This window comes from Limosilactobacillus reuteri (assembly GCF_020785355.1).
Classification (GTDB): Bacteria; Bacillota; Bacilli; order Lactobacillales; family Lactobacillaceae; genus Limosilactobacillus; species Limosilactobacillus reuteri_I.
The window spans coordinates 1-15,462 of record NZ_JAJGVH010000082.1; the positions used below are offsets into that span (position 1 = coordinate 1).

Annotated in this window: 17 protein-coding genes; 10 read left to right on the forward strand and 7 right to left on the reverse strand. The window is 37.1% G+C overall.

The features are described from left to right. Nucleotides 1-139: 139 nt before the first annotated feature. The gene (locus LMB56_RS08640) at nt 140-1,369 is read right to left on the reverse strand and encodes an IS110 family RNA-guided transposase (protein ID WP_229282092.1); all 1,230 of its coding nucleotides are present in this window, start codon (nt 1,367-1,369) and stop codon (nt 140-142) included. A gap of 465 nt (nt 1,370-1,834) precedes the next feature. Between LMB56_RS08640 and LMB56_RS08645 the strand changes: the two genes are divergently transcribed. From LMB56_RS08645 to LMB56_RS08665, 5 genes are all read left to right on the forward strand, one after another. Next, nucleotides 1,835-2,695 (forward strand): alpha/beta hydrolase, encoded by an 861-nt coding sequence (locus tag LMB56_RS08645; protein ID WP_229284046.1) that lies wholly within the window; start codon nt 1,835-1,837, stop codon nt 2,693-2,695. Between the two features lie 106 nt (nt 2,696-2,801). Next, a complete protein-coding gene (locus LMB56_RS08650) occupies nt 2,802-3,341 on the forward strand; it encodes a phenolic acid decarboxylase (RefSeq protein WP_229277345.1) in 540 nt (179 codons plus the stop codon). Nucleotides 3,342-3,383: 42 nt separating this feature from the next. Next, nucleotides 3,384-3,914 carry a PadR family transcriptional regulator gene (locus LMB56_RS08655; RefSeq protein WP_229284047.1) on the forward strand — a complete coding sequence of 177 codons (531 nt, stop codon included), beginning with the start codon at nt 3,384-3,386 and terminating at the stop codon, nt 3,912-3,914. Nucleotides 3,915-3,916: 2 nt separating this feature from the next. Then, entirely contained in the window at nt 3,917-4,516 is a 600-nt protein-coding gene (locus tag LMB56_RS08660; RefSeq protein ID WP_229279016.1) for an NAD(P)H-binding protein, read from the forward strand. A 99-nt stretch (nt 4,517-4,615) separates the two neighbouring features. Further along, a complete protein-coding gene (locus LMB56_RS08665) occupies nt 4,616-5,617 on the forward strand; it encodes a DUF1002 domain-containing protein (protein WP_229284048.1) in 1,002 nt (333 codons plus the stop codon). A gap of 178 nt (nt 5,618-5,795) precedes the next feature. Here the strand turns inward: LMB56_RS08665 and LMB56_RS08670 are convergent, their stop codons facing one another. Continuing rightward, on the reverse strand, nt 5,796-6,785 hold the full coding sequence (locus tag LMB56_RS08670; RefSeq protein WP_003675421.1) for an asparaginase: 990 nt from the start codon (nt 6,783-6,785) through the stop codon (nt 5,796-5,798). 76 nt (nt 6,786-6,861) lie between these two features. Then, nucleotides 6,862-7,734 carry a LysR family transcriptional regulator gene (locus LMB56_RS08675; RefSeq protein WP_020843445.1) on the reverse strand — a complete coding sequence of 291 codons (873 nt, stop codon included), beginning with the start codon at nt 7,732-7,734 and terminating at the stop codon, nt 6,862-6,864. A gap of 122 nt (nt 7,735-7,856) precedes the next feature. On the opposite strand from LMB56_RS08675, the gene LMB56_RS08680 reads away from it, so the two are divergent. Beyond that, complete coding sequence (locus LMB56_RS08680) at nt 7,857-8,735, forward strand: aldo/keto reductase (protein WP_229284049.1); 879 nt, start codon at nt 7,857-7,859, stop codon at nt 8,733-8,735. A gap of 100 nt (nt 8,736-8,835) precedes the next feature. Here the strand turns inward: LMB56_RS08680 and LMB56_RS08685 are convergent, their stop codons facing one another. Then, complete coding sequence (locus LMB56_RS08685; RefSeq protein ID WP_003669414.1) at nt 8,836-9,414, reverse strand: TetR/AcrR family transcriptional regulator; 579 nt, start codon at nt 9,412-9,414, stop codon at nt 8,836-8,838. Nucleotides 9,415-9,505: 91 nt separating this feature from the next. Here LMB56_RS08685 and LMB56_RS08690 point away from each other — a divergent pair, with 91 nt between their 5' ends. The 4 genes from LMB56_RS08690 (at nt 9,506) to LMB56_RS08705 (ending at nt 12,542) form a co-directional block, all read left to right on the forward strand. Then, nucleotides 9,506-10,648 carry a DUF3533 domain-containing protein gene (locus LMB56_RS08690; protein ID WP_163622680.1) on the forward strand — a complete coding sequence of 381 codons (1,143 nt, stop codon included), beginning with the start codon at nt 9,506-9,508 and terminating at the stop codon, nt 10,646-10,648. Further along, the gene (locus tag LMB56_RS08695; RefSeq protein ID WP_016496408.1) at nt 10,648-11,292 is read left to right on the forward strand and encodes an NAD(P)-dependent oxidoreductase; all 645 of its coding nucleotides are present in this window, start codon (nt 10,648-10,650) and stop codon (nt 11,290-11,292) included. Before LMB56_RS08690 ends, LMB56_RS08695 begins: the two co-directional genes overlap by 1 nt. Nucleotides 11,293-11,397: 105 nt before the next feature. Further along, nucleotides 11,398-11,769: a HesB/YadR/YfhF family protein gene (locus LMB56_RS08700; protein ID WP_324294722.1), complete on the forward strand. Its 372-nt coding sequence runs from the start codon at nt 11,398-11,400 to the stop codon at nt 11,767-11,769. A gap of 101 nt (nt 11,770-11,870) precedes the next feature. Then, a complete protein-coding gene (locus LMB56_RS08705; protein ID WP_229284050.1) occupies nt 11,871-12,542 on the forward strand; it encodes a type 1 glutamine amidotransferase in 672 nt (223 codons plus the stop codon). A 175-nt stretch (nt 12,543-12,717) separates the two neighbouring features. Here the strand turns inward: LMB56_RS08705 and LMB56_RS08710 are convergent, their stop codons facing one another. The 3 genes from LMB56_RS08710 to LMB56_RS08720 are packed head-to-tail and all read right to left on the reverse strand — an operon-like array spanning nt 12,718 to nt 15,341. Then, the gene (locus LMB56_RS08710; protein WP_229284051.1) at nt 12,718-13,536 is read right to left on the reverse strand and encodes an EAL domain-containing protein; all 819 of its coding nucleotides are present in this window, start codon (nt 13,534-13,536) and stop codon (nt 12,718-12,720) included. Then, entirely contained in the window at nt 13,523-14,854 is a 1,332-nt protein-coding gene (locus tag LMB56_RS08715) for a glycosyltransferase family 2 protein (protein WP_229274067.1), read from the reverse strand. Before LMB56_RS08715 ends, LMB56_RS08710 begins: the two co-directional genes overlap by 14 nt. Next, complete coding sequence (locus LMB56_RS08720; protein ID WP_229284052.1) at nt 14,844-15,341, reverse strand: ABC transporter permease; 498 nt, start codon at nt 15,339-15,341, stop codon at nt 14,844-14,846. Before LMB56_RS08720 ends, LMB56_RS08715 begins: the two co-directional genes overlap by 11 nt. Nucleotides 15,342-15,462 lie beyond the last annotated feature (121 nt).

Consider the following 15,462-nt stretch of genomic DNA (forward strand, 5'->3'; position numbering starts at 1 on the left):
AGTCATGTGGTAATAAGTCAAGATAAAATTATCACTGACAAACTTGTTTTGACCAGATTTTTGACGCACTTAAATAAGCCTTGATCCCAAGGTGTTTTAAAAGCTAAGCGTCGAGAATCAGTTTATCTTCCTATACCAATTACCTCTTTTCCTGATAGATTTGATGATTTTTGAGTAGGAAGAAAATCACCCTAATAAGTTTACGTGCGGTAAGGACGAGAGCGCGTTTTGATGGGGTATGCTTTACTTCTTGATATTTACGCCGATAATATTCACCAAAAACTGGATCTTGGATTCTAACTCTGTTGGCAGCTTCAACCAAATAGTATCTAAGATAAGCATTACCAGTTCTCTTGAGCGGAGTATTATCACTAGCGTAAGCTCCGGACTGCTTTTCTCGCCAGGAAAGCCCAGCATATTTAGCCAATTTAGCTTCATTATCAAATCGTTCGATTTGACCAATTTCAGCTAAAATACCAGCAGCGTATACTGGTCCAATTCCGGGAATGGAGCGCAAAATCTGTTCTTCATCAGTTACTTGAACTACTTTCTCAATTGCTTTGTCGAGGTCTTTAATCATCTTCTGAAAAGCTTTAATTTCCTCGGCATAAACGGAGAGAACTGTATCAACTGAATTAGCAATTACTTTGTCTAAACGATAAGAAGCACGAACTGCCTTTTGAATTATTTTCGCCAAGGCTTCAGGGTTCGCGAAGCGACCCCGGCCGTGTTCATTCAGATAATCGGCTAAATCAGTAATCGAAAGATTAAGTAAGTCATCAGTAGTCATATCTTCAGTTAGCAGACTCATCATCGTTGAACCAAAGATAGAAGTATTCAGTTCATCAGAAATTACTAATTTATTGAGCTTGTAGTATAGGTTCTCAATAAAGTGTTGCTTAGCCCGAGCTAAGCTTTGAACAAGCTCATATCGGGAACGCGTTAAGCGTTGCAGGGCAATGTAGTTCTCTTGACGAACAATCCCTACTGAATAGCGTCCAACACGTAGGAAGTCAGCAATGTAAAAAGCGTCGATTTGATCATTTTTATCTTCAGCGAAGACATCATGATAGCGCTTAGTTTTCTTAGGATCGATAACCACGGATTGTGTATTGAACTTTTTAAGGTCCGAGTCTTCTTGGAAAAACATTGCTGGGTGAAAGCTGTAAATGGAAGTGGCTTCCATGCCAATCACAACTTGGTCGAGATGATTTGAATTCGCCGTATCGATAATCATGTTTTTTAATTCTGTTGCGCCTTTCAAATCATTAACAAAGTTACCATGGAAAACAACTTCAGTTGTTTCTTCAGAAATCATTGAAGTTACTAAATCTTTTGAGCTAACGTCAATACCGACAAAAAGTTTCATTGGAATGGCCTCCTTTCATTAAAATTTACTGGTCTTAATCTGATCACTGCATGATAGCCCCTAATTACAATCACTAAAAACATCCTCGCAAGTATCAGTATTCATTGGTTAGAGAGTTAAAGCTGCACCTAATCCTACTCTGAATTAGTAAACTATCTAATCGATACAGCATGTGAGTTCGAAAATCAGTAGATTGGCTGGGCGGCAGACTTCATAAGTAGTTAAAAACTACAGGAGGTATTAACCTATACCAGTTGACCAAAGCCAATGATAATTAGAGGTTATCATGCGGTGACCAGAAAACAAGTTGTAATGTAGCAAAATCCGTAAGGATATATTTATAGAATACGAGAGATGTATGTTGTAGATGATTGTGAACATATTGACCTTTATGATCGAGTTGATAAAATACCATTTAATAAGATTAAACAATTCTTTGATGAAGCTTTTGTAAAGGAAGATTAGATGAAAAAGTATTCTCAATTATTATTAGGCTTTGCTGTTATTTTAGTTGGCCTATTAGGAATAAGTTCACGAGCACATGCTGTAACCCATTATGTTCAATCATCAACACCGACGATTTTTGTTCATGGGTGGGGTAGTAGTTCTCATGCTGAAGAAAAGATGGCCAATGCTGCCCGTGATGCCGGTGTTACGAAGACAATTGTGCGGGCAAACGTTGACAGAAAAGGGAAAGTAACATTTAACCATCAAATTCCAGCAAATGCCGTTAATCCGATTGTGGAAGTTAACCTTGAAGATAATAAATTAAGTGCATATCAAGATAATTACACGCAAGGTTATCATCATGGTGGTGAATATGTAAAAAATGTGATATTAGCTTTAGAAAAACACCACCATTATAAGCAAATTAACCTTGTGGGCCATTCAATGGGAAACTTAGAAATTATCAATTATATTAATGACAATGTAAATGATAAAAGCCTTCCGCAAGTAGCCCACTTAGTAGCGATTGCTGGTCACTATAATGGACTGGTAGGCCAAAGTAATGTTCAAAATGCGAAAGTAAACTCCAAGACAGGCGAACCAGATAAAATGGATTCTTCATACCGTGAATTACTTGGCTTACGGCAGAGCTTTCCCAGAAATACAGCCGTGTTAAATATTTACGGGGATGTTGGGGATGGCAGTCACTCGGACGAAGATGTACCGGTAAATTCTGCTAAATCATTAAAGTATTTAGTCAGTGATCGTGCAAAATCATACCGCGAAGTTGAAATTCATGGAAAGAATGCCCAACACAGTAAGCTCCACAATAATAATCAAGTAAACCGTGAATTGATTAAATTCTTGTGGGAAAAATAGAGTAAAAAGGAATGGAAAAATTTTCATTTCTTTTTTTATTTGACATTGTGTCGATAACGACATAAAATAAAAATGCATAGAGAAGAGAATTGAAAGGATGATCAAAATGACCGAAAAAACGTTTAAGACCCTTGATGATTTTCTTGGGACCCACTTTATTTATACTTACGATAATGGTTGGGAATATGAATGGTATGCTAAGAATGACCATACTGTTGATTACCGGATTCACGGTGGGATGGTAGCAGGCCGTTGGGTAAAAGACCAAGAAGCAAATATCGTAATGTTGACAGAAGGTATTTATAAAGTTGCTTGGACTGAACCGACGGGGACTGATGTAGCACTTGACTTTGTTCCAAATGAAAAGAAACTTAATGGAACAATCTTTTTCCCAGCATGGGTAAAGCAACATCCCGAAATTACGGTAACTTTCCAAAACGAACATATTGATCGAATGCATGAAGCACGGGAAAAATATGATACATATCCTAAGTTAGTCGTTCCAGAGTTTGCCCACATTACCTATATGGGAGATGCTGGTCAAAACAATGAGGATGTAATTTCTGAAGCACCATATGATGGAATTACGGATGATATTCGTGAAGGACGTTACTTCGATGAAAATTACCACCGAATCAATAAATAATTAGTATAATAAAGGAAGAATTAACAGTTGGAGGGCTTCACAATGCCAAAAAAACGAATTCTTCCTTTTATTATTTTAGGAATTATTAATAACCGTCCCCATATTACCGGACGCGAGATTACTGCTGAATTTGAAACTGAAATTGGCAATTTTTGGCGCGCATCGCATAGTCAAATTTATCCAGAATTAAAAAGAATGGTGAATGATGGTTGGATCGCTGCTTCAACTAGTCAAGAAAATGCAAAGGAACGATATTATCAAATAACGTCAGAAGGGCAAGAAGTTTTGAATAATTGGCTTGACCAATTGGTGACAGACCTTCCCATCCACGAAGATCTATTCTCGTTAAAATTATTTTTTATTAAGGATAAGAATGATAAACGAATTCCTCAAATGATTAATCGGCAACTTTTGTTATTAGAAAAAGAGTTAAAATATCTTCAACAACGATTAAAGCAAGTTTTTCCTAATAAGACTGCTATTAAAACCAATTATGGACACTATTTAATTCTGACACGAGCTATTTCGCGAACAAAAGGACAGATAGCATGGCTGAAAGAGATCGGGGAGTAGGAATGAAAAACGTATTAATTATTGGTGCAACAGGAACTTTAGGCAGTGCAGTTCGGCAGAAATTACTAAAAGAGTCTAATCACCATCTTACATTATTTGCCCGTTCTGCTGACCAGCTTGACCCAAATCCACACGAGCAAATTATTGCGGGGAACGTCATGAACGATGCTGATCTAGATAGCGCGGTTAAGAACCAGGATGCAATTTTTGTTGCATTGAGCGGGCCTTTAGGAGTATATGCAGAAAAGATTATCGCAGCGATGAAACGCCAAAAAGTAGCCCGTTTAATTTTCATTACTTCAATGGGAATCTATAATGAAATTCCTAATTTCATTGGTGTTGGTGGTAATTTAGAATATAATCCGGTATTGCGGCCGTATCGTGATGCGGCAGATGAAATCGAAGCAACTGACCTGGATTATACGATTATTCGTCCTGGTAAATTTATGCGTGGTCCGGTTGACTATGAGATTACACACAAGGGGGAACCTTTTGGCGGAAAGTATGTAACAATTAGTTCGATCGCTGATTTAGTTTTAAAATTGATAGCTAATGAACACCTTTATTGTCAGGAGAGTGTCGGTATTAATACGCCTGCCTAATCATTAAACTGTTTTAAAGATATTAGAAATGGCTAGTAATTTCCCTTCATTTTTCTTATCATTAACATAAATTTAATTTGCCTTAAAAGGAGTAAAAAAGTGCGCTCAAATAAGTTAACAAAAATCATTATTACTTCTACTCTCGCACTATCTTTATTAGCAGTGCCAGTTAGCCGGGCCACAGTTTTGGCGGCTGAGACAACTAGTGAAAGTACGAGCAGCAGTTCAACTACCCAGACCCATACGTTAAATAAATCATATGTTGTATATGGAGCAGGGGCTGCCGAGAAGAATGAATTAAATAATGTACTAGCAGTCGATGATAACTTTACAACGTTAACCGCTACTGCCAGTGATTATCAGAAGTATATTAATCCAAATGGTTCGACAACTAATGCTGCCATGGTTAGTTCGGTAGCAATTGTCCCCACCGATCCAGGTTCGGGGATTAAAGTTAATGTGAAAAAGTTTAATGGTGAGGATAATATTACGAAGGTCACTGCCCAACAGTATGCTATGGTTGCGCAAATGGCGGGGGTTACGGATGTTACTATTACCGTTAGCGCTAACCGGGCTGTTTCTGGGGAGTCAGCTTTAACCGGAGTCTATAAAGCAATTGCGGCAGATGGAGTTAGTTTAAATGAGCAAAATACTCAATCTGCTAACCAAATGTTGACCGCAACAAATGGGGCAATTGAAGCTAATAAGGATGATAGTAAATATCCTGGTAAGTTGATGGCTGCGGTTGGTGATACCACTAAAGAAATTAACCAACAAAAGAAACAAGGAACTACCCCAACGCAAAATCAAATTCAAGTAATCTTTAATCAGAAACTTGAAGAGCGAAACATTTACAATGAAACAAAGAATCATGAACAACCAATTATCAATGCGCTTGTTCAGTTTAATAATGCTCCAATTAGTTCAAGTAAAGACTATAGCTCGCACGTAACTGATACGATTAATAATGTAAAGAACTCATCAGGAGATATGATGAATAAGGCGAAAAAATTCTTAAATTCTCAAGATGGTCAGGCAGTTAAGCAACAAGCTCAGTCTTGGTGGACCCGGTTTATTAACTGGATTCGTAGCTGGTTTTAATTGACGTAAAAAATAAGAGGGAGCGAGACAGAAGTCACTTGTGACTTCGTTTTCGAGCCCCCGCAAGCAACAATAGGCCTCTAACGTTCGGTTTTGCCGGACGTTAGAGGCCATTGTTGTACTGCGTATTTGCTTTTTATGAAAGTAACTTAACTTATGTCACAGTCCTCTTATTTGTTTAGTCTAACGTTACTTCACCAGCAACATCGGTATTGAAGAAGTCTGCAATTTCTTTAACATCCATCCCTTGACCAAGACCCCACATTAATTTAGTGATGGCACTTTCGGAAGTCATGTCGCGGGCGCTGATTGCTCCTTCTAGTAGTGCAAGTCGTCCGACCTCGTATTTTGTTAGGTCGCTTCGTTCATAAAGACACTGACTAGAAGTAATAATTGGAATGCCGTTTCGGATTAATTCACCAACTGCAGCGACCATATTTCGCCGAATCGAGGTCATTCCTCCGAGACCATACGCTTCAATCACAATTCCATGACAGCCATTCTTAGCCATTGCATGGAGCAAAGCAGGATCAAATCCGGGAAAAAGCTTTACCAGTGAAACATGAGTGTCGATCTTAGTATTTAATTGACTTTTACCAGGCTGGGGATGCCGGTGATCCCTAATGGAAAAGCCGTCTGAAGTAACTTCTCCTACTGGTGGGACATTCACACTTTCGAAAGCATCGAAGGCGGTTGTCCGCACTTTAACACTCCGACAACCACGCATTACTTTACGATTAAAAGCAATATAGACTCCTGGCTCGCAGTTAGCAGCGGCTGCAAAGGCAAGTCGTAAGTTATCAGGGGCATCACTAAGAATCACATTCATAGGAACTTGGCTTCCAGTTAGCACAACAGGAATATTAATATGTTGAAGCATGAAAGTCAGCATCGAAGCAGTATAAGCCATCGTATCTGTCCCATGTGAAACGACTATCCCATCATATTCATTACGATGGTCATAGATCGCTTCGGCAATAATTTTCCATTCTTCTGGCTGGATGTTAGATGAATCTAATTCGAGAATATCACGAACAGTAATGTCATATTCCAGCCGGCCAAGCATTTTGATTAATTCTTCACCAGATTCGCCTGGAGCTAGTCCTTCATCAGAGACAACCGAGGCAATAGTTCCACCTGTTGAAAGGAGTAATAATTTTTTCGTCATTTTTAGTCACCATGATTCATTTTTTATTAATATTTTAAATAGGGATTTTCAGCGAAACAAGTTAAACGCCTATAATTTAACTTAAATTAGGCCAATTTTGATTAATTTCATTAAGTAGGGGCGTTAAGGATTTTCTTTGTTTCTTAAGATAATTAGCATAAAACGTCATTGTTGCAGCTTCATCGGTAATCAGGAGTCTGACTCGATCGTCGTTTGAAGTACGTTGTTGTGGATTAGCTGTTGTTATATTAGTGCTAAAGTATGGGAAACTAGAATATTTTGTGATTTCAGTAAGTGCGGCCCATTCTTCTTGATATAAAAATTTAGCATTTGGAATATATTTTTGAATAATTTCTTTCCACGGTCCGATATCGTTCAAAACGACAAAGCTTAAGCCGGCTAGGTCCTTGAAAGAAACCTGTTGGGAATTAGCAAGGTACATAAATTTATCAAGATTAACATAGAGATTTTCGGTCCCTAAATAACGCGATTCAATTTGATCAGTTTGAATCTCTTGGTCGCTGATAATTATTGAATTTTCATTATTTAAAAGTGAAGTGGTGATTTGGTCAGGCGTAATAAACTTCTCGTCAATCAAAATTTGTGTAGAGAAAGCTGCACTTTTTACGCGAAGCAGAATTAATGGGCCTGGAGCAATTGATGCAATTTTAATTACTGATTGTCGAGCAGCATAATTTTGAAGCTGTTGAACAAAGTTGCGGTTGACGGCGAGAACTTCAGTAGCTTTTTCAGCAGCTAATTTTCCGGTATCAGTAAGGACGATGCGGTTGGGTTGGCGGTCAAATAATTGAATTCCAAGCTCGTCTTCTAATTTTTGCATCCCCCGGGTAACGGTCGGTTGGGTAACGTTAAGTTTTTCAGCGGTTTTAGCAAGTGTTTTTTCACTGGCAAAGGTCACTAATTCTTCAAGCAAGTAATTGTCGATCATTAGACCACTCCTTAATAGTATGCACTGATTGTATACTACCATGTAAAGGTAGTAATTTTCAATTTGTAAATTAGCAATTAATATATAGATAACAATTAATTACAGGAAGGAAGAATGATTTTATGACAAATGTACCAACAGTAAAATTAAATAACGGAGTAGAAATGCCAACCCTTGGATTTGGAGTATTCCAAGTTCCAGACTTAAGCCAAGCTGAACAAGCAGTTACCGATGCTCTTGAAGTCGGCTATCGTTTAATTGATACTGCTGCTGCTTACCAAAACGAAGAAGCAGTTGGAAAGGCAATTAAAAATAGTAGTGTAAACCGTGAAGATGTCTTTGTAACTTCTAAGTTATGGGTGTCTGATTTTAACTATAAGCGGGCTAAAGCAGGGATTGACGCTTCACTGCAAAAACTTGGCCTTGATTACATGGATCTTTACCTTCTCCACCAACCATATGGCGATACAATGGGTGCTTGGCGAGCATTACAAGAAGCACAGAAAGAAGGTAAGATTCGCGCAATCGGTGTATCGAACTTCTACGCTGATCAACTAAAGGATCTTGAATTAACAATGCCTGTTAAGCCAGCGGTCAACCAAATTGAAGTTAACCCTTGGTACCAGCAAGATCAAGAGGTTAAGTTTGCGCAAAGTGAAGATATTCGTGTTGAAGCATGGGCACCATTTGCGGAAGGTAAGCATGATATCTTTACCAACGAAACAATTGCGGAAATTGCTGCCAAGTATGGCAAGAGCAATGGTCAAGTAATTCTTCGCTGGCTTTTACAACGGGGTATTACTGTCATTCCAAAGTCAGTCCACAAGAACCGGATGGAAGAAAATATCGATGTCTTTGATTTTGAACTTTCCGATGATGATATGAAGAAGATGGCTAGTCTTAACAAGAACGAAAGCCAATTCTTTGACCACCGTGATCCGGTTACGATTGAACAAATCTTTGGCTCCAGCTTAAAGATGGTTCAAGATGACGAAAAATAAAAGTTTTGGGAAGTTTTATTAGAGGATGCTATAAGAAAAAAACTTGGTGATTTTAACAGTCCCGAGTTTTTTCTTTTTATCAGAACACTTGGCCTTATCTTCATTTGTTTTGGAATTCTTTAATAGCACCGATACGAATTTTAAAGAAAAATTCTGCCATTTGTGATGGTGAGTAATTTTGATTTTTTCGCCAAAACTGAATTATTCCGATCAAAGAGGAAATACTATAGTAAGAAAACATATCTGGATTCAATTTCTGGATACTAACCGGGATGTAAGGATGTGATTTTTCTTCTAAGTTGATTAAATAAGTCATTAATTTATTAGTAAAGCCTAAGTTGGCATTTGGGCCCATAAGAACTTGCAAAAGAGGAAAATTATCTTGAAAGACCTTAAAGAAGCTTGTTAGTGCCCTTAAATTAGGATGAGGATGTAAAGACTGAGTAGTTAGCTGAAGATTAGTGATCATTTTTGCATGCGGAGTGTCTAACTTATGAAGAAATTCTTGTTCTATATTCTCTAAAATATCCCATTTATCGTTGTAGTGTCGATAGAGAGTGACACGATTAAGATTAGCTTTTTGAGCAATCTGGCTCATGGTGATGTGGTTAATACTTTCCGTTTTTAAAAGTAATAGTAAGGCATCTTGAATTTTTTTCTCAGTTTTAGATTTTTTCATAAAAATGCAACACCTTGTAGCTTTTTGTAGTTCTAGTATAACACCCTCTTTTTTATAATGACGATATTATTAGAAAGAAGAGGAGATTGCTATGTTAAAACTATTAAAAAACAAATTTTTATGGTTGCCAATTATAGTAGCTTTATTTATTGGAGCCTACTTTTCAATTACTGCAATACCTTCAACTCATGTTAAAGTTAACGATTTGCCAATCGCTATTGTAAATGAAGATAGTGGAGTAACTGGAGAAAATTTGGCGAAACAAATAACAGAAACAACTAGTTCTTCAAACTCTTCAGCAATGAGTATTAAATGGACAGTGTTTGACTCTGAAAAAAAGCTATTAAAAGATATGAATCGAGAAAAATATTATGGGGCAATTGTTATCCCTAAAGATTTTTCAGAAAAACTTCAAAGCTTAACAGCACCTAATGCACAAAAAGCAGAATTAAAGATTATTATTAATCAGGGAATGGGAACAGCTGTTACAACCCAAGTCAATACTGCATTGACGCAGATGACAACTCAATTAAACAATAAACTCAGCACTAACTTACTACAAAACGTAGCGAATAGGTCAACATCAATTCCAGCAACAATGGCATTGAATTTATCTAATCCGTTAACCATAAAAAAAGAAAAGGTTAATAAAACTGGCGATTTGGCAAATGGTGGCGCACATTTCTTTCAATCGGTATGGCTTGGAAGCCTAGGAACGTCAATGCTTTTAGGATTTGCATTCTCAAAAATTCGATTTAAATCGCTTAAAGAAAAATTTTCAGCTTTGTTTGTTCAACTAATAGCTGCTGGGATATCAGCTTTAGTGATCGGTTATGGAGTTCCCGCATTACAATCTTGGATTTTGGATGTCAATATTCCTAACTTTACTGAACTGGGACTATTTATGTCGCTATGTGCTTTTGCCTTCATTATCTTTATTAATGGGGTAGAATCATGGGTTGGGATAATTTCAATTCCAGTTTTTATGTTACTGCTATTCTTTGCAGCGCCATTATTGACTGCAGTTTCTGAATCGTTAAATGGTTTTTATAGTACATTAGCTGATTGGCTCCCGATGTCTTACATGTATAGGGGAGTAAAAAGCATTATGTATTTTAACCATGGACCTGCAAACTCTGTAGTGATGGGACTAATCTATACGATAATTACAGGATTAATTCTAATAATTACCGCTCAATTTAAGAAGGATAATAAGAAAGAAGGTAGCAACTAATGAAACTATTTATTCTTGGAGCAACTGGACGAACGGGACAGGAATTAGTTCGGCAAGCACTATCAGAAGGACATGAAGTGGTAGCATATGTGCGTTCTCCTGAAAAATTAAATTCACAAGAAAAATTAACGATAATTCAAGGAACACTTGAGGAGACAACAAAGCTTCAGCAGGCAATGATGTCTTGCGATGCAGTATTAGTTGCCCTGGGAAATCCAATTAAGGATAGTTCCGCTGATTTATTTGCTAGTTTTATGCCGCGATTAATTAAGATAATGAGACTAGCTGATGTATCACGGATTATTGTTTTATCAAGTTTGGGAACTGGTGAAACTATCAGAAATGTAACTTATCCATATAAAATCGGGGTTCAAACATTTTTGAAGGGGAATCAGGCTGATCATGAGAAAGGAGAACGCCATTTAATCGCCTCAAACTTAAACTGGACGTTAATTTATCCGGGTCCACTTTTCGATGGTCCTAAGACTGAACATCCACTGGTTAGAAATGCAGCTTCCGGTTATAAAATGCCAGGAGCACCGCGTACGAATCGTGCAGATGTTGCAGCAGTAATGCTTAGCCAATTAAATCGAGAAGAAAGCTACCAGCAAAAATTACTTATGTGTTCAAAGCAGGAAAAATAGATGTTGAGAATATATATCATTGTTATTTAGTTATTAGGGTGTGGTAGAATAATTAAACATCTTAGAGATTTATTAGATCAATCTATTGCAAGAATCATCCAAGGAGTGATTGAAGTGCAATTAATTATTACTGATACTGCTAGCAAATGGTTCCAACAAAAATATAACCTGGTTAGTGGAGACGGAATAAAGCTTTATGGTAAAACAATTCAACCACACAATGTTAAACATGGTCCTAAGCAAGGGTATGAACCTGAATCGACGCTTGATGAGGCAACAATCGTCATAACAAAAGATGGTATTAATTACCATGTTAACTTTGCGGATGCTTGGTTCTTCTCAGGACTAGTTGTTACTGTTGATTATCAGCAAGAGAATGAAGAGCCAGTTTTTATTTTTCGCCGTGAAGATAACGGTGAAGCAGACGTTGATGCTGCAACCGGTGCATCACGAAAATATGAAGAATATTGGGAATAAAAATTATTGTTAAGCTCATGATTTGATGTTATAACAATAATATCTTAGGTACTTGCAGGCGATACCTAGCACAACATTGCCGTCGACGGAAAGGATATTCGATGAGAATCAATGTTTTGCAACACACGCCAAATGAAGGACCAGGAACAATTCAAGAATGGTCACAGGATCGCGGACATGAGATGTACGTTTATCATCCCTATCAGTTTGGTAATTTGCCGACTGCTGATGAGACTGATATGTTGATTATTCTTGGCGGTCCCATGAGCCCTAATGACGACTTAACGTGGATCAAGCAAGAGCGAGTTTTAATTCAGCAACTATTGGATGCTCGTAAGCCAATTTTTGGTGCGTGTTATGGAGCCCAACAGATCGCTAAGACACTCGGTTATGCCGTAAAGAAGGCACCACATAAAGAAGTTGGTTGGGCGCCGGTGTATCTAAAAAGCGATCTTATTTCTGATATTCCTCCAAAATTAACTGCTCTGCATTGGCACGAAGATATGTTTGAAGTTCCAGCTCAAGCAGACTTATTATTTAGTAGTGACTTAGTTAAAAATCAAGGCTTTGTTATGAACAGTAATGTTATTGGGCTTCAATTCCACTTTGAGCCGACAGCAGATAATGTTCGCGAGATTGCTGTAAATGATGATCAATATCCATTAGACCATAATGATCTTCACCAAAATGGAAAAGAAATCATTCAGCATGGCGTTCCGGCTGAAAATAAGCGAGTTATGTATCGGTTATTGGATTTTATCGCAAATAGCTAAAGCGCAAAATTATTGTTAATACGAATATATTTCTAAAATAAATGGGAGCGAGACAGAAGTCACTCGTGACTTCGTTTTCGAGCCCCCGCAAGCAACAATAGGCCTTTAGCGTTCGACTTTACCGGACGCTGAAGGCCATTGTTGTACTGCGCTGTTCGTATTTTATGGAAGTGACCTAACTTATGTCACAGCTCCATTTATTTTTTAAATTTTCTGGATGACCATAAGCATAACCTTGACGGAAAGGGATATTTAGTTGATTTACTAATGCAACCTGATTAGTATCTTCAATTTTGCCGACAATCATTTCAATGTTGAAAATGGCGATTCTCCGTTGCCACTGCGCAAGCGTGATATCTATCCAGTGATTTGCCGACTTATTAAAAGAATGAATATTGAATTTTAAATAAGTGATATATGGCAAATATCTTTGTAACAAGTTGTAGGTCTTTTTAGAAGAATCAACATTTTCAATAGTAACTTTAATTTGAAGTTGCTTAAGTTTTCTTAGTATATGTAATATTTCTTTACGTTTAAAAATATTGGCACGTTTAATATCATTAGCATCTAATTCAATGACTAATTGCTTAATATTTGTCGTTCCTAAGACCCAAGTAAAGAAATACTCAGCGCGAAAATCGGTAATTTGGCTGACGGTCATATTTAACGATAAGTTTGCGATATCTTTTAACTGTGGATTGATTTCTTGAATTGTAGAAACAATTTTACTGAGAGGAAAATCCACAACATTTCGTGGTAATTGCCATTTATTAGTGTGCTGATTGTATTCCCGTAACAAAAGTTCATAACCATGAATTTTATTTTGTTTGTCATAAACGGGTTGGCCAAAATATTTATATTTATTTGAAAATTTGTATTCATTATCAATGCCATTTTTATTTTTATATCGATAGTGCGCCTCAATGCAAAAGCCACCACAAATTAGGGTAAAGATAATAAATATCCACCAAAGAAAATTTTCAAAACTTACCATTATTATCAACTACCTTTCTTTCAGGACTAATCCATTTACCACTTCCATGACCGGTAACAGTTTTTATCGCTTTATGAAATGTAGTAACGATTGTTAGAGGATTAACGATCCAGGTAAATAAGAGATAAAGTGGCGAAAACATTAAATAGCGTAACTTAGATCCATTAAAATCAAGAATTAACGCCGCCAGCACTTGAAAAAGACCGGCTATTAATTGAAAGTTAACAAAGACCATACTCATAACGATGCCGTGCCAAACCCGTTCGTAGTTACCAGTTATTGCAAAAGACAGCATTGTAATAATAAAAATGATACTTGTTATCCAAAAAAAGAAAGACCAAATAATCGATAAGGTTGTGTCGGTTAGCATGGGGATGACAAACCGATATTGCCACGGATGGCGAAAGACTTTCAGAAAATTAGAAAGCCAAACTTCTGACCCACCTTGTGCCCACCGCTTACGTTGCCGATATAAATCGTGAAACGTTTCAGGAACATTCATATGGAAAACGATATCTGGAGCAAACTTCGGAGTAGCATTAATGAATGTATGGTCCCAGGCAATGCTAATGTCCTCAGTCGCACGATCTTGGCGAAAACCACCAACATTAATAAGGAAATCGCGTCGATACATGGTATTTGCACCGCTATATGCATACATCGTGTTATTGATGGCAGTTTGGCTTCGCTTGATTATGCCAACGATACTGGAGAATTCAACCGTTTGAGATTTACCCCATAATGAGGAGCGATTATAAACATCCATATTCGCAGTAATAGCAGCATAGTTAATCCCGTTAGCACTTGTAAAATATTGCATATACTTTATCAGTGCATCAGTTTCGGGAATAGTATCAGCATCATTGCTTAAAATATATTCACCCTTAGCAAAGAAAAGCCCAATATTAAATGCATGGGCCTTTCCTTGATTTTGTTCGATTCTAATAACTCTGAGACGAGAATATTTTGTTTGCATTGAATGAAGAATCTCAGGGGTACGATCATCGCTTCCGTCATCCATAACCAGCACTTCATAATTATGGTAATTCAATTGGGTTAATAAATACTCTAAAGTACTTTTTATTACGATTTCTTCATTATGAGCTGGAATCATAATCGTGATAAAAGGTTCGGTGGTAAGTTCGGCTTTTGGTGGTAATTCTTCTTTTTGGCGAAAGAGAACATATGATAATGCGCCAAAGAACCAGAACATCGCTCCTAAAATAGGATATATACATAAAATTAAATTGATTATTATAAGAAAGACCATCCATGGGGAGTTGGTTTGAAATGCTTCATAGAAAATGTTAGAAACCATCTTTATCATCTCCTATGTGATTGTTAACAACATTGCGTAATTGATTCTTGGTTAAATTTTGTTCAGGCTTAACAACAAAATTGCGCGTATTTGTTCGCATCTCAGGATCACCAAACTGCTTGGTCATGAATGATTCAGCTCGTTGGCGTTGTAAATGACTTTTGTTAATGTCAAACATGGGCCATTTTGTAGTTAGTCCACGAGTCCTTTGAGCTTGGATATATCCCATTGTAATGCAGAAGATCCCAATCATTCCTAAAGCAAATAGCAAAATGATTACTAAAAAATTAAGTTCACGAAATCCTTCAGCGTAATACCAGAAAAAGTGTCCTTGATGTCCATTAGTCCGGTAAGCCAAGTAAGTTGAGATAGTGATGATAATGGGGATAAGTAAAATGCACCAACTAAGGAGCATAATTAGTGTTTGTCGAATTTTTAAGAGCCAGTGGTGATGCTCAAAATACATATCATGGTAATTATTTTTCATTATAAAGATAAGATCTGTCGTCCTTTCTTAATATTCTTAACGCGTTAGCAGAAAAAATTATATCATACGGTTCTTTTAGGAAAATATTATTAAATGAAAGATTAGAAGCGCTACTAGATTA